Origin of the sequence: Empedobacter sp. UBA5528, from assembly GCF_002426075.1 — a bacterium.
In the GTDB taxonomy this organism is placed as follows: domain Bacteria; phylum Bacteroidota; class Bacteroidia; order Flavobacteriales; family Weeksellaceae; genus Empedobacter; species Empedobacter falsenii_B.
Map to the genome: position 1 here is coordinate 1 of NZ_DINY01000016.1, position 14,142 is coordinate 14,142.

A 14,142-nucleotide genomic window follows, 5' to 3' on the forward strand; every position below is an offset into this window, starting at 1 on the left:
TTTAAAATGCACAACGGGTATAATTAATATTGAATAAAATATAATTATCCTGAATTATTATTTTTTTAGATTAAATAGAATTTTAGACAAATTAAAAGAGAGATAACATAAATTTCTATTCACAGAACCTCTCTTTATTAACTTTAAATTGGAAATAACAGATTAGTGCCTATGATATAGTAAGTAGGACCATGACTTGAACAAGTTTCTATTTGTACTTTAGCTCAGTACAAATTATTGTCAATCAAATTAGAAGTTTCTAATTATTTCATCTTTTTATAAACAGTGATTAAATATGAAAACTACCTCAACTAAGTAAAGAGAACATTATATATTGATATTTAATTTTCTTGAAATTCCTTTCAAAATATTTAATGACAACTTCATCTTTTCATTTTTAAAATAGTATTTTGCATAGATGAATATTTTCTCGTATCATATCGCAAAGCTTAGCTATTTTCAAGCTTTTAAATTGATGTTTTTTCCTTTGAAAACAAATAAAATAAATGGTTTGAAACATTCCGAAACGATGTCCACAATGAAATTAGGTTCGCCCATTTTTTCGAAAACAAGGATTTTCAATCAAACTATTATTGTATTTGCACAATGGGAAGATGAAAAATCACTCGAAAATTTTCTAAAATCCAATTCATACGGAAAACTTTTGACGAAAGGCTGGCATGTTCGATTAGATTTTTTGAGACAATGGGGAAATATTTCTGGTTTTCAAATTCCGACAAAAAATATCGAGGTAAATATGACAAATGAGCCTGTTGTTGCGGTAACAATTGCGCGAATGAAATACACAGAAATTCCTCGTTTTCTGCGCTGGGGAAGACTAGTCGAGAAATTAGTTCGTGATCACAAAGGCACAACACTTTCTTTGGCTTCTATTCGATATCCCAATATTATTTCGACATTTTCGATCTGGAAATCTCAATTAGAAATGACAAATATGGTAAATGGACATAGCAAAATATCTGATCCAAAAAGACACGCTAACGCAATGAAAGAGCGTAATCGAAAGGATTTTCATTTTGAATTTACAACTCTCCGGTTTAAACCAATTTCTGAACATGGACAATGGAATAATTGCGAATCTTTTCTTCCAAAAAAAGAAAATATTTAGATGAATTTAGCTTTTACAATGCAAAAATTTCAGGATTGGTTTACGCAACAATGGGTGATTCTTTGGGGAAGAAAAATTAATCCTACAGATTATCCGTGGTTGATTGCTCCTTTCGGAGAATTGAACGGAATTGGCGAAGAGTTTATTTATCAATTAGCAAAAAATGAAAATTTAATTGTCACTCGAAATTCAACTTCAAAAGGATTATTAAGATCTATTCATGAATTGAATTTCACTGATAATCAACTTGAAATTCTACCAAAAAAAGTGATCGATTTTTATGAATCTACAGCAAATTATGATTTAGAATTCAATGTAAAATGGAATCCTTATTTTTCATTTTTTGGTTATTTGGTCAACCGATTATTTAGTCAGCGAATTAATCAATTAAATATTCCGACAAAAAATATCGCGCAATCTGAAGATTTAGTAAGTGAAATTATCACACTAAATCATCCGCAAAACAACGAAATTATTTATACCATTTGGTTGAGAAAATTCAAAACTTCGGGTAAAGTTATTTATTCGGGAATTTACGGGACGTGTACACTTCCTTCTGGCAAAACCTGTATCAAAGCTGTTTTTCCTTTACCAAAAGGCAATGCAACAGTTATTATGAGTCCTAGAGTCAGTCATGAGAATGAATTGATTTTAGATTCGAGCGGAAAACAATTTGGAGATGCTGGTTTCTACTTTTTATTGAATGATGCTAAACACAATTATTGGGCTCAATTTATATCTTCATTTACCGATCAATTAATTGTAAAAGAAAAAGATAATCATTTACAAGCAATTCAAATTCTAAAACTTTGGGGATGTAAAGTTTCACTATTTACATATCGCATTCAGAAGAAAACCAAATAAAACGATTTCTTCACATGACTTTACAAATACTTTTAATTAGCTTTATAAAATGAATCATTCAGAACTATTTTACAAAGTTGATATCGTTGTGATTGGAAGTCGTTCAATTATTAGACGAAATCTCAAAAGCTACCGATGCAACATAGGTAAAAAGAAGATCACTCGATTTTAGAGATAACAAATTCACCGAAGAATTAGGGCAAGAAGCCGTAGCAATTGTAGATAAACGTGTGAGAGAAGGCTTGCCCATTCAATGGGTGCAAATAGAGCTGGTGCAGCAATTGCAAGAGAAATAATTGCTTATTTAGGTGTGTAACTTTAACATTTATTTAATCAATGCATTTAGTATTAAATATTTACACGTAAAAACCTTACTAACAAATGGATAATTTATTTGATTAAAGTCTATTAAAAATTAAATTTTTTCATTATAAATAATCAATAATTTTATGAGTTCTATGATTTTAATTAGTGGAATTCACAATCCTAGCGATTATATTTGTAAAAATTTAAAATTAGTAATGACAGCAGTAATCATTATCTTTGTTATACATTGGTATGCTTCTTTATTTTTCCAAACTTTTTTTCATCACCGATATGCATCACATGCAATGTTTACGATGTCAAGAGCTTGGGAAAAAATATTTCACGTTTTAGCGTGGATTTTTCAAGGTTCATCTTATCTAAGTCCCTATACATACGGGGTTATGCACAGACATCACCACGCGTATGCAGACACAGAAAAGGATCCACATTCGCCACAATATGATCCAAATTTCTTTGCGATGATGTGGAGAACTCGTATTGTTTACAACGAAATTGACCACGATAAAACACAAGTTTTAGAAAAATTCAAAAAAGGTGTTCCTTCTTGGCGTTCTTGGGATAGATTTGCTGGAAATAATGCTGTACGTTTAGCTTGGGTAATCATTTACATATTAATTTATGTTGCTGTTGACGCTCCACTTTGGACGTATTTTGTATTCATTCCGATGCAAGTTTTGATGAGCCCACTACATGGTGTAATCATCAACTGGTTTTCACACAAATTAGGTTACCGTAATTACGATGTTGGAGATACTTCGACAAACTTGATGCCGATTGACTGGTTAATGTGGGGAGAATGTTTACATAACAATCACCATAAATTTGGCGGACGTCCTAATTTCGCAGTTAAGAAATGGGAATTCGATCCAATGTATCCATGCATTTGGGCAATGAATAAAATGAATATCATTCAGTTCAAAAAAGGTAAATTAGACACCGATTATATGTAAAATAAAAGCGATTCAATAAATTGAATCGCTTTTTTTATTTCTTTTGATAAACGATACTTTCTATATATTTCTTGAAAAAGAATTTGTGTTCGACGATTTTAAAATTGGGTAGAAAACTTTGATACATTTTAGGCAATTGAGAAATATCCAAACCAATAACAATTCTAAAAAAGCTCAACATCACATTCGTCACACTTTTTTGCCAACCTTTCTGATTTTGTACAAAATCAACATAAAACCACAAACCTCCTACTTTCAAATACGAATTTAATTGACTAAATAATTCTTCTGCTTTGGATTGATTAAAATGATCAAACAAAAAAGTAGTCATCACCACATCATATTTTTTATCCGTTTCGAAATCAAAAATATCCGCAACAATAAAATTTATATTTAAATTCGACGTTTTTTCTATTTTCGCTAAATCAATCATTTTCGAAGAAAAATCAACATAATCTATATCCAATTTTAGATTTAACTTTTCTATTTCAGCGATAAATTTTCCCGCTCCTCCTCCAACCCACAAGATTTTATCATTCTTTTTCAAATATTTTAAAATCACAAAATGAGCTTGATGTTGACGATTTAAAAAAATCAACTGGCTCAACGAATGATAATATGGCGCAATAAAATTGTAATTCATTATTCGAATAAAATTACGCTTAAAATTCCACAAATTGCTTTCAACAAAATCATTCCATCAATCGCAATTAAATAATATAAAATGGCTTTTGGACGATTGAGTTTAAAGGCGAAAATAGCTAAAAAAACAATCGGAATTAACATAAACAATATGCGGTGAAGTGGTAATCCATAACATATTCCGAAGATTACAAAACTCAAAAATCCTAGAAATATTAAGGGTAAAATAATGCGGTTTAACGTAAAATGATAACCATATTTTACAACAAAGGTTTTTAAATTTCGGTTGCTATCATCTTCATAATCTTTCAAATCAAACAAAATCGCATTCACAACGCAATACATAAAGGTTTGAGAAAATAGAAAATAGAATTTTGCATCAATGACATAATGCGTTTCATTCTTCAACATCAAAAATAAAACAGGTAAAAAAACGGTTGTAATCGCCCAAGTCCAGCCAATTAAAAATGGTTTTAACAACATCGTTTTACGTAATGAAATTCCTAATTTTAAATCATAATAACCAAAGGATAAAACTGTCGTAAAAAATAAAACAGCCAACCATTTCCAAGTTAATATTTCGTAATTCGGTAAACAATTTAGTGCTAAAATAATTCCAGAAACTAAAGCGATTACGGCTAAAATAGCGGTATAAATACAAACAGATTTACGATGAGTAATGTAAAACTGAGTTCTTGGATTACTTGATGATTTTAAAGATTTTGGAATTCTGTAGGCATACAAATAAAACAATACGGTAATGGTGCTAATAAAAGCGTAATACGCAATTGAATTAAACGGTAAACCAATTTTGATATTCGTCTCTATATTGAGCACGATAGAAAGTAGAATTAAAAAAAAATTGGAAAAAAAAATGTTTACGATAAATCGACTAATCACTTTTTTTTCCATTTTCTTAACCTCTTAAATTTTGAAAAATTCTAGAATGACATTTTTATACGTTTCACCAATCGGAATTTCTTCGTCTTTCAAATATAAGACTTTATTTTGAATTGATTTCACTTTTTTTATCGAAACGATATAAGATCGATGAACTCGGACAAAAAGTTGATCGGGCAGTTTTTCTAAGATAGATTTCATCGATATTCGAGCAGTAATTCGTTTTCCGTTTGCGAGATGAATTTTTACATAATCGTCCAAACCTTCAATAAAATCAATTTCATCGTAGGCAATTTTATTCAATTTATAATCGGCTCTAATCGTCAAAAAATCTTTGTCTTCATTCAGTTTTTTATCCACCAAAATCAACACTGCTTTATTCACTGCTTCTTCAAATCTATCGTAATCTATCGGTTTCAACAAATAATCTATCGCCGCAACATTAAAACCATCAACCGCATATTCTGCAAAAGCCGTAGTAAAAATAACAGGAATTTTCTTTTCTAAATTTTTGTAAAATTCCATTCCATTCGTACGCGAAATCTGAATATCCAAAAACATCAAATCGATTGGAAATTGATTGATATATTTCTGTGCATCTTTCAAATTTGAGAATGTTTTCACTAACTCGACATGTTCATTTCTCGAACAATAATTTTCGATTACCATTAATGCTAAAGGCTCGTCATCTATCGCAATTACTTTAATCATTCAAGAAAATTTTTAGTTCAACAATAAATTTAGATAAATCATTATGAATAGTTAATTTATAATGATTTGTATAAAAATAATCTAACCTCTTTTTCGTATTCTTCAAACCAATTTCACTTTTTTCAGTTTCAGGAGTTACCTCTTTCGAAATGGTATTTTCTACGTTCAAAAATAGTGTTTGTTGCTCAACTTTTATCGAAATAATGACAGGTTCCGAAGCTTCATCAATCACACCATATTTAAATGCATTTTCGATAAAATTAATTAAAATTAATGGCGAAATTCTTAAATCTGCAGAATTTCCTTCGACCTCAAAAATAACAGATTCTTTGTTCGTTAATCTCAATTTTTGCAACTCAATATAATTCTTTATATAATCTAAATCTTGTTGCAAAGGCACAAAATCTTTGGAAGAATCTGAAACTACAAATCGCATCATTTTGGATAATTTCATCACCGCATCCGAAGCAGAATCTGACTTTTGAAGCGTTAAAGCATAAATATTATTCAACGTATTGAACAAAAAATGTGGATTGATTTGTGCTCTTAAATAAGCAATTTCAGACAATTGTTTTTCATTTTTCATTTCCTGAAAACGTTTATTTTGTCGAATAAAAAGCGAAACAATCGCCATCATCGAAAACATAATAATTTTCGGGCTCCACATCATAAAATTACGAGGCGGTTTTCGAGGCTCAAAACGATTAAAAGGCGGAGCTTTTGGTGGAACTTTGTTAAAATGAAACGCAAATTCTGGAACTTTATACACTACAAAAAAGAAAATGATGAGAATAATGATGTAGAAAAAATAACGTTTCTGAAAATATAATTTTGGAATTAACACAAAATAATTCACCAAAAAGAACACTAACAACAAGATATTTTCGAAAAGCATTCGCTTGAAAAAACCTGTTTTGAAAATAGATTGATCGCTCGAAAAATTTGGCGCAGCAATAAATGGAATCAACAGAAAAATAATTGAAACTATGCTGAAAATAACGATTTCTCTCTTAGTAATTTTTACTTTATTCATCTTCTAATTCAATTGAAACAATAGAAAAATGTTGTCTATTTGGAATCATCAATGTTTTGATATTAGTTTTTAATTCTTCATCCGAAGAAATTAAATAATGATTGTTCACTTCTCCAAAATAGAAATATTGTTTGGTATAAAACGTAAGCGCAACCTTGTGATTTATGTGATTTTGATTAGATGAATTTATAATATCCAACTCGAAATCTACAAAATTAAGGTGGATTTTGTTCAAATTATCTGTGATTTGATACAAATTTCCTTCCAATTGTTCGATATAAGGAATCGCCACCATTCCTACCAAATAATGCAATTGCTCTGCTTTTTTATTTTGGCGCAACAATTCTCGAAAAGTTTCTACTTTATGCGTTTCTTGTTGAAAAAGTTGCTCTTGCAAATAATACTCTTTGTACGTCGCATGAAAAACATATTTATCCCAAATTGACGTTGTCGAAGCATCAATCACTAAACGATAAGCAAACTGAACTTTTTTAATTGTTTTCATCTTTTGGTTTTCTATCAAAAGGAGGCATTCCATCTGGAGGTGGAGGCATTCCTGGCCCTCCGCCCATCGGCTCTTTTGCTTTCTCTATATTTTCTGTAGAAATTACAATATCTGCCTCAATTGTATATCCTTTTTCTAAACTTCCGCTCACTTTCGCCAATTGATTTCCGTCTGTATCATCTGTAAAAACATTGTCATTCTCATTGTACGTATAGCCATTCAAACCTTTTGTATAACCATATTCTTTGGCTGAATTTACAATTTCTACAACAGAATTTTCACCTTCTGGAAAAGCGATTTGAGTCACTTTTAATGATTTTCCTTTTTGATCGTAAATATGAACATGGATATGCGTTGCGCGACTTTCGTACCAACCTGGGAAAATAGAATTAAATTCAACATTTCCATTTTCATCGGTTACTTGTCTACCTCTCAAAAATTTATACGATTTATAATCGGTTGGTTGCATTCGTATTCCGCCATATTGCGAATAATTTCCATCTTTATCACAATGCCAAATATCAACAATCGCGCCTATTAAAGGTTGACAGCTTTCATCAACATTGGTTACATTAATTTTGATTGTCGCCTCTACTCCTGTTCGATCGCCTTTTATATTTTTTGATAAAAAATCTTCTGGCTTTTTTGTAGGAAATGGACCTTCTGTTTCAGAGGCCCATACTTCACAATCATTTACAACAGTAGAATCTTTGCAACTCATCAACACTTTTGGAACAATTAAACTTGCTCCTAATAATCCTAAACTATTTTTTATAAAATCTTTTCTTTCCATTTTGTTATGTATTTTTAACATTAGTAATCAATTACCATTAACAAAGAATTTTCGCTCAACGATTCAAATTCAACATTCTCATCAGATCTTATTTGTAATAAATCTCTTGATTCTATTAAACGATTGTGAACTTCAAAAATACCTGTCAAAGAAATGATTAACCAACTTCTTTCGTTTCTTTTGAATGGTAATTCAGATTCTTTTCTCAAGTCAAATTTTCCTAAAAAAACATTAAACAAATCATGTCGGATTATTTTCTCTAAACGATTCTCTCTATCCAAATCAATTGGAACAATCATTTTAGCAATTTGCTGTTTTTCTTTTACGATGAATAACGCATAGAAATAAGAAAAATCGTGGCTCAAATCGCCTTCTATTTCTATTATAGTTCCTTTTTCTAAGTAATAAACAAATGATTGATTGACTTCAATTTTCCAATTAAAACCATTCATATTCAAGCGAATATTATTCAATAAAGGCATTAAAATAATATAACCACTTTCTTTAATTACTTTTTGATAAGTACCCATTCCGCTTAACGCAACATCATCAATAAAAGCAAAATCCAAAATCGGATTTGTATCATTTAAAGCATTTATCCTAATAAATTTATTTTCAAATAAATTTCGATTCTCAGCCTTGCACAACTTTATCATGTCCTCATATAATCTTCTAAACAAAAGTATATATCGATATTTTGTTATCTAAATTTAAGAGGTTAACCTAAGATTTTTGTAGGTTAATTGAAATATGAATGGTTTTTATTTATCTTTAACATTAGAATTATATTTGATCAAACACAACAAAAATGATAAACAAAAAAGTAAACAGCATCGAAGAAGCGCTACAAGGCGTAGAAAGCGGAATGACGCTTGCTGTTGGAGGCTTTGGACTTTCTGGAATTCCTGAAAACTTGATTCAAGGATTGGTAGACAAAAAAATCAATAACCTTACGTGTATTAGTAACAATGCAGGTGTAGACGATTTTGGTTTAGGATTATTATTACAAGGACGACAAATCAAAAAAATGATTTCTTCTTATGTTGGAGAAAATGCAGAATTTGAACGTCAAATGCTTTCAGGTGAATTAGAGGTTGAATTGATTCCGCAAGGAACTTTAGCTACTCGCTTAATGGCTGCTGGTTATGGAATGCCTGCAATTTTTACGCCTGCTGGAGTTGGAACTGAAGTCGCTGAAGGAAAAGAAATCAGAAAATTTACCTTTCACGGAATCGAAAAAGAATATTTGTTAGAATATGCTTTCGAGCCTGATTTTGCAATTGTAAAAGCGTGGAAAGGTGATACAGCGGGGAATTTAGTTTTCCGTGGTGCAACAGCAAATTTCAATCATCCAGCTGCTATGTGTGGAAAAATTACGATTGCCGAAGTGGAAGAATTGGTAGAAATTGGAGAATTAGATCCAAATCAAATTCATACGCCTGGCGTTTATGTCAATCGAATTATTCAAGGTGCGAAATACGAGAAACGTATCGAAAATAGAACTGTTCAACCTAAATCATAAAAGAAAATGTTAGATAAAAATGGTATTGCAAAACGTATTGCAAAAGAAGTACAAGACGGATTTTATGTGAATTTAGGTATCGGAATTCCAACGTTGGTTGCTAATTATATTCCCGAAAATGTAAATGTTGTTTTACAATCAGAAAATGGATTATTAGGAATGGGACCTTTCCCTATCGATGGTGAAGAAGATCCTGATTTTATCAATGCGGGTAAACAAACGATTACAACTTTACCAGGTTCAGCTTTCTTTGATTCGACGATGAGTTTCGGAATGATTCGCGCACGAAAAATCAATTTAACAATTCTTGGCGCAATGGAAGTTTCGGAAAATGGTGATATTGCCAACTGGAAAATTCCTGGAAAAATGGTAAAAGGAATGGGCGGTGCAATGGATTTAGTAGCTTCGGCTGATAATATTATTGTAGCCATGCAACATGTGAACAAAGCAGGAGAATCTAAACTTCTAAAAGAATGTACACTTCCTTTAACAGGAATAAAATGTGTCAAAAAAATTGTTACTGAATTAGCTGTTTTAGAAGTTTTACCAGAAGGTGGTTTCAAATTATTAGAGCGAGCACCAGGAATTTCCGTAGAAGATATCAAAAATGCAACCGAAGGAAAATTAATTATTGAAGGAGAAATTCCTGAAATGGTTTTATAACATAAGAGTTATAATAATTATATTATATAGAAAAAGGTTTTCAATTAAAAAATTGAGAACCTTTTTCATTTTTGGTTTTACGATTTCATCTTAAAAACGATCAAAAATTCGTCAAATGTTAGGAAGTCTTTTTTCTCTTTACCGATTATCTGCTTTGCTCTATTGAGTAAGCGTAGACTTTGCCTATACCCCTTTCCCGTAATGATTGATACATCTTTCGGATAAATCACCATTCTTTGTAATTCGTTATTTTTCATTTCTGTAATAATTAAAATTACTTCAATGAAACTTAAATGAATGATGTTAAAAATTTACATCAATAAAATAAGATTTCCAAATTTACTTGTAATCAAATACTTAGTCTTCGTCGTAAGGGTTGTTTTTCTTATGCAGTAAGTATGATGTTCCATAACTGCATATTGCTCCAACTATTCCCATACAAATCGTATAAACAAGTTGCTCCCATTGAATAGTCGCTACCAAACTTGTCATTGTCCCTCCTATCGTCCCAACAATTAACGATGTATTACTATTATTCATCATCATTACTTTGGTTTTTGTCGTTTACTGTCAATTGACTGACAGCTGATATTACTCCTCCTGCAACTGTTAGGTAACCTCCAATTGTTATAACTGTTGTTGGTAATACTACAGGAGCAGCGATCAATATTCCTCCAATTGCAGCTAAGGTTAATCCTATGTTTCGTAATTGTTGGAACAATTTAGGAGTAGGTGCTGTAAAACGATTAATAATTGTCATGTTGTTTACTTTTAATCATTAAAATCACTTTTTGATCACGATCAAGTTTATCATTTACTAAGGTTTTAAAATTTGTAAATGCTTTTCTTGATAACTCTCCTCTCCCTTCACCTGTTAATTTGGTTACTGGAGCTATACATCCTTGCAACTCAGTTTTTGCATGATTGGCAGGATGAATTAAGATCATTGAACGATTGGGCACATTTGTAATCAGAAAATGTTCTCCAAATTTTTGTGAACTTCTCTTTTTGATTGTGTAACATCCTTCTGGTATACATGAATTACGTGGTTTGTTCTCTTTCCATGGTAACTCGATGGTATAACAAATAAACTTATCATTTATGAATAGGCTTCCATTTGTGCCATTTGGATAATACATGCGTTCTACTACAATTGTCATCATGGTAGATTGATTTCGATTAAATGTGCTGCATTAAAACTTCCATTTTTCAATGGATACAAAACGGTATTTACCTCTTGATAGAATTCAATTCCAATTGCTAAAGCGATTGTATGTTCTGAATTTGGAGGAAGATTGTTCAATAATTCTACATCATTCACTTCTACCTCATCGTATGGATAATAATCGGTATACGATGTTTTGGTAATGTATTCGTTCTTCTCAAAATCAATTTCTGTAGAAGCTGCTACAAATCGGTAATTGGTAGCTCCTTGTGGTGCTATTATCACATCTAAGGGTTTGTATGCTTCTAATGTAAATTTTGTTTCACCAGAAGTACGTTCTATATCTACTTGTACAGGAATTAATACCGTTTTCAACCACGCTGCACCTGCATTAAAATCAAAGCCTTTCATCAGTAATTGATTTCCTTTGTGTACATTTCTTTGCCCACGAGCATTTGTAGTATCTTCTTTTAGGATACCATGCATTACTTTTGTGAGACGACTTGATAATTTGCTGTCTTTTGCATTTTTTATGATCGCATTGAATGCGTTTCGTAGTGTTTTTCCAGCAGTACCTGCATTCTTAAATTCTTGCATATTTTCTCTGGTACGCTGAAATCGCGGATCACTCATTATGGTATTACGGTCTATAGAACTTTTTTCTCTTACCATATAACCATCTTTTGATTTGTAGAAGTTTAAATCTCCGATTGAACCTCTAAGTTTTAAAAAGCCTTTTTGCTTCGCCATTTTTTTATAATTTTAAATTAAACATTGATCTCCATTGCGCAATGGTTTTGTAAAGTTGCAATAGCGATCTGTTTAAAGCAATAGCTAAGTCTTTTTTAGCCCTTGTATGTCAATAAATTACACTAATAAACCATTATATACTTTCTTTATTTTTTTGTTTTTGAATTTTTATAAAATCTAAGGGACGCAAGCCCGTTTCACTGTAAAAAACATTTGAAAATTGTCTTGGATTCATATAACCTGCTATTTCTCCTAATGCCCCTACACTATAATTAAGGTATTGTGGTTGTTCTTGTAATAAATCAGTAATAAATTTTATTCTCAACCGATTGATGTAAGAAGGAAAATTAATTCCTTTGTACTGATTGACACATTTTGATAAATAAGTGGTGTTTGTTGAAAATGATTTTGCCAAACTTACTACTGTTATATTAGGGTTTAAAAATTCTCTGTCCCGCTCAAATTCTTCAAATTTTAATAGTAAACTTTCAAATGCTTCTTTATTCAAATCCTCTTCATCTTTAATCGATATTCTCCGTTCTGTGTAACTTGATTGAGCAGATTCTTCAATAAACAGATTGTACTTTTCTATTAAATGTTTATTTTTATTTCTAGTTTTTACAATTCCTACGATCAATACTATTATTCCAGTAAAACACGCTGCCAATACGTAATATAATTTTTGAGACTTATTCAATATTTTTTCCTTTAATTTGAGCAATTGCACTGTGTCATATTCTTTGTATACAACTTGACTCATTTCTGCATCTAGCTTATAATTTAACTCATCCATTTTTAATAATTGATTGATTACATATAGTTGTCTGTTCGTATCAGAAGCTACCAATGTTTCCTCTAAAATGTTTTCGTATATCGGTCTATATTTAATTTCTAAGAAGTTGTATTCATTGAAAATACTATCTATTTTGTTAAAATATATTATTTTATGTTGTTGATTATTCAATTTATCAAATGCCTTTGCTTTGTAGTAATAAATTTTGGTTAGTGTATTAAAATCATTCGTTTTTATTAAAATATCTTCTTTAGTTGATAATAATTGAATAGACGTCACAAATTGATCATTTAAAAACTCATCAATTGCTTTATTTATCGTAAAGTATCTATGGAAAAATTCGTTATTTTCAAGTTTGCTTTTATTTAATCCTAATTGATTCAATTCTTTCGCTTTTGCTTTGTTACCAACTTCTTGATGGAGAGATGCTAATTGATATATTGTATTTAATAAATAGGCTTGGTAGTCTTTATTCTCTGGTTTTGTTTGGAAAAAGTTTTTACATTTAAGTAACAATTCTTCTGCTTGGTTATATTGATGTAATTTTATTTTTATCATCGCCATGTTAAATGTTACTTTATGTAATAAATATTGGTCTTTTGAATATTTTAACTCCTGATCAGCATTTAAGTAATTTTGCAACGCGTCTCTATAATATTTTGCTTTGTAATACGCTAATCCTTTTGATAATAAAGCTGTTGCTATTAAATCTTTATTTTTTAATTTCCGGGCAGTAATTATCGCACTATCTGCATATTCTATTTGAGTATTTAAATGACTTGAAAAAAAGATTCCTTCTTTATAGGCATAAAACAAATTTATATTATCGTTTTGTTTTTTAGCATTTCTTATATACGCTTGCACATATAGCATCGCATTTGGATGAGTCTTTTCATGTATTAATTCATCCAATCTTTCGATTAAATAGGCATTATCTTTTGAGGCTAAGGAATCAACTTGATTAGCCATTATTATAAGCGGAAGTAGTAAGAGTATGCATGTGCAAATTACAACTCTTTTCATGGTATAGATTTATTGATTACTACTAATGTACTTTATTTTATACTTCAAACCGTTTATTAAGTACTTAATCGTTTAAAAGTGTATAATTTATAAATTATACATTCTTTTTATAAAATATACCTGTTGTAATCTTTATTGTTCTATGAATTTCTTTAGTTTTGAGTGTCTTTGAGTATATAAGTCTAATCGATTATTTCAAAGAAACTTAAATGATGAATAAAAAAGAGAAGTAAAACTTCTCTTTTTTATTACCTCAACTTTATTGCCACTCTACTGCCACTATGTTGCCTTCATCTTGCCTTGATCTTGCCTTGATGTTGGGAGTATGTGGTAATGTGCTAATGTGGTAAGCGGTATGCGGTATGCGGTATG

General features: G+C 30.5%; 16 protein-coding genes. 5 read left to right on the forward strand and 11 right to left on the reverse strand.

What is annotated here, in order from left to right:
• The first annotated feature begins 538 nt into the window (after window positions 1-538).
• The 3 genes from B4L98_RS03760 (at window position 539) to B4L98_RS03770 (ending at window position 3,270) form a co-directional block, all read left to right on the forward strand.
• A complete protein-coding gene (locus tag B4L98_RS03760) occupies window positions 539-1,129 on the forward strand; it encodes a hypothetical protein (RefSeq protein WP_306822325.1) in 591 nt (196 codons plus the stop codon).
• Window positions 1,130-1,993 carry a hypothetical protein gene (locus tag B4L98_RS03765; RefSeq protein WP_219035105.1) on the forward strand — a complete coding sequence of 288 codons (864 nt, stop codon included), beginning with the start codon at window positions 1,130-1,132 and terminating at the stop codon, window positions 1,991-1,993.
• Window positions 1,994-2,514: 521 nt separating this feature from the next.
• Window positions 2,515-3,270, forward strand: a complete 756-nt coding sequence (locus B4L98_RS03770) for an acyl-CoA desaturase (protein ID WP_286496360.1) — start codon at window positions 2,515-2,517, stop codon at window positions 3,268-3,270.
• Window positions 3,271-3,304: 34 nt separating this feature from the next.
• On the opposite strand, the gene B4L98_RS03775 is transcribed toward B4L98_RS03770, so the two are convergent.
• The 7 genes from B4L98_RS03775 to B4L98_RS03805 all read right to left on the reverse strand — a co-directional run bounded on the left by B4L98_RS03775 (window position 3,305) and on the right by B4L98_RS03805 (window position 8,510).
• Window positions 3,305-3,913, reverse strand: a complete 609-nt coding sequence (locus B4L98_RS03775) for a class I SAM-dependent methyltransferase (RefSeq protein WP_291047553.1) — start codon at window positions 3,911-3,913, stop codon at window positions 3,305-3,307.
• Complete coding sequence (locus B4L98_RS03780; protein ID WP_286496362.1) at window positions 3,913-4,749, reverse strand: hypothetical protein; 837 nt, start codon at window positions 4,747-4,749, stop codon at window positions 3,913-3,915. The genes B4L98_RS03775 and B4L98_RS03780 overlap by 1 nt, the downstream gene beginning before the upstream one ends.
• 87 nt (window positions 4,750-4,836) lie before the next feature.
• Window positions 4,837-5,523: a LytR/AlgR family response regulator transcription factor gene (locus B4L98_RS03785; RefSeq protein WP_038331524.1), complete on the reverse strand. Its 687-nt coding sequence runs from the start codon at window positions 5,521-5,523 to the stop codon at window positions 4,837-4,839.
• The gene (locus B4L98_RS03790; protein ID WP_291077571.1) at window positions 5,516-6,556 is read right to left on the reverse strand and encodes a sensor histidine kinase; all 1,041 of its coding nucleotides are present in this window, start codon (window positions 6,554-6,556) and stop codon (window positions 5,516-5,518) included. Before B4L98_RS03790 ends, B4L98_RS03785 begins: the two co-directional genes overlap by 8 nt.
• Window positions 6,549-7,061 (reverse strand): hypothetical protein, encoded by a 513-nt coding sequence (locus B4L98_RS03795; protein ID WP_291077572.1) that lies wholly within the window; start codon window positions 7,059-7,061, stop codon window positions 6,549-6,551. The genes B4L98_RS03790 and B4L98_RS03795 overlap by 8 nt, the downstream gene beginning before the upstream one ends.
• Window positions 7,048-7,854 carry an intradiol ring-cleavage dioxygenase gene (locus B4L98_RS03800; RefSeq protein ID WP_291077574.1) on the reverse strand — a complete coding sequence of 269 codons (807 nt, stop codon included), beginning with the start codon at window positions 7,852-7,854 and terminating at the stop codon, window positions 7,048-7,050. The genes B4L98_RS03795 and B4L98_RS03800 overlap by 14 nt, the downstream gene beginning before the upstream one ends.
• A gap of 20 nt (window positions 7,855-7,874) precedes the next feature.
• Window positions 7,875-8,510, reverse strand: coding sequence for a hypothetical protein (locus B4L98_RS03805; RefSeq protein ID WP_286496365.1), 636 nt, complete (start codon window positions 8,508-8,510; stop codon window positions 7,875-7,877).
• A 152-nt stretch (window positions 8,511-8,662) separates the two neighbouring features.
• Between B4L98_RS03805 and B4L98_RS03810 the strand changes: the two genes are divergently transcribed.
• A complete protein-coding gene (locus tag B4L98_RS03810) occupies window positions 8,663-9,376 on the forward strand; it encodes a CoA transferase subunit A (protein ID WP_038331757.1) in 714 nt (237 codons plus the stop codon).
• A 6-nt stretch (window positions 9,377-9,382) separates the two neighbouring features.
• Window positions 9,383-10,039 (forward strand): 3-oxoacid CoA-transferase subunit B, encoded by a 657-nt coding sequence (locus B4L98_RS03815; RefSeq protein ID WP_291077576.1) that lies wholly within the window; start codon window positions 9,383-9,385, stop codon window positions 10,037-10,039.
• 532 nt (window positions 10,040-10,571) lie between these two features.
• Here the strand turns inward: B4L98_RS03815 and B4L98_RS03820 are convergent.
• The 4 genes from B4L98_RS03820 to B4L98_RS03835 all read right to left on the reverse strand — a co-directional run bounded on the left by B4L98_RS03820 (window position 10,572) and on the right by B4L98_RS03835 (window position 13,716).
• Complete coding sequence (locus B4L98_RS03820) at window positions 10,572-10,799, reverse strand: hypothetical protein (RefSeq protein ID WP_291077578.1); 228 nt, start codon at window positions 10,797-10,799, stop codon at window positions 10,572-10,574.
• Complete coding sequence (locus B4L98_RS03825) at window positions 10,786-11,202, reverse strand: DUF5675 family protein (protein WP_312133968.1); 417 nt, start codon at window positions 11,200-11,202, stop codon at window positions 10,786-10,788. The genes B4L98_RS03820 and B4L98_RS03825 overlap by 14 nt, the downstream gene beginning before the upstream one ends.
• Complete coding sequence (locus B4L98_RS03830; RefSeq protein WP_221854679.1) at window positions 11,199-11,954, reverse strand: hypothetical protein; 756 nt, start codon at window positions 11,952-11,954, stop codon at window positions 11,199-11,201. Before B4L98_RS03830 ends, B4L98_RS03825 begins: the two co-directional genes overlap by 4 nt.
• A gap of 133 nt (window positions 11,955-12,087) precedes the next feature.
• Entirely contained in the window at window positions 12,088-13,716 is a 1,629-nt protein-coding gene (locus tag B4L98_RS03835; protein ID WP_291077580.1) for a helix-turn-helix domain-containing protein, read from the reverse strand.
• Window positions 13,717-14,142 lie beyond the last annotated feature (426 nt).

Coding starts and splice junctions, on each gene's coding strand:
- B4L98_RS03760 (WP_306822325.1), top strand. CDS start 539: ATGAAATTAGGTTCGCCCATTTTTTCGAAAACAAGGATTTTCAATCAA.
- B4L98_RS03765 (WP_219035105.1), top strand. CDS start 1,130: ATGAATTTAGCTTTTACAATGCAAAAATTTCAGGATTGGTTTACGCAA.
- B4L98_RS03770 (WP_286496360.1), top strand. CDS start 2,515: ATGACAGCAGTAATCATTATCTTTGTTATACATTGGTATGCTTCTTTA.
- B4L98_RS03775 (WP_291047553.1), bottom strand. CDS start 3,913: ATGAATTACAATTTTATTGCGCCATATTATCATTCGTTGAGCCAGTTG.
- B4L98_RS03785 (WP_038331524.1), bottom strand. CDS start 5,523: ATGATTAAAGTAATTGCGATAGATGACGAGCCTTTAGCATTAATGGTA.
- B4L98_RS03790 (WP_291077571.1), bottom strand. CDS start 6,556: ATGAATAAAGTAAAAATTACTAAGAGAGAAATCGTTATTTTCAGCATA.
- B4L98_RS03795 (WP_291077572.1), bottom strand. CDS start 7,061: ATGAAAACAATTAAAAAAGTTCAGTTTGCTTATCGTTTAGTGATTGAT.
- B4L98_RS03800 (WP_291077574.1), bottom strand. CDS start 7,854: ATGGAAAGAAAAGATTTTATAAAAAATAGTTTAGGATTATTAGGAGCA.
- B4L98_RS03805 (WP_286496365.1), bottom strand. CDS start 8,510: ATGATAAAGTTGTGCAAGGCTGAGAATCGAAATTTATTTGAAAATAAA.
- B4L98_RS03810 (WP_038331757.1), top strand. CDS start 8,663: ATGATAAACAAAAAAGTAAACAGCATCGAAGAAGCGCTACAAGGCGTA.
- B4L98_RS03815 (WP_291077576.1), top strand. CDS start 9,383: ATGTTAGATAAAAATGGTATTGCAAAACGTATTGCAAAAGAAGTACAA.
- B4L98_RS03820 (WP_291077578.1), bottom strand. CDS start 10,799: ATGACAATTATTAATCGTTTTACAGCACCTACTCCTAAATTGTTCCAA.
- B4L98_RS03825 (WP_312133968.1), bottom strand. CDS start 11,202: ATGATGACAATTGTAGTAGAACGCATGTATTATCCAAATGGCACAAAT.
- B4L98_RS03830 (WP_221854679.1), bottom strand. CDS start 11,954: ATGGCGAAGCAAAAAGGCTTTTTAAAACTTAGAGGTTCAATCGGAGAT.
- B4L98_RS03835 (WP_291077580.1), bottom strand. CDS start 13,716: ATGGCTAATCAAGTTGATTCCTTAGCCTCAAAAGATAATGCCTATTTA.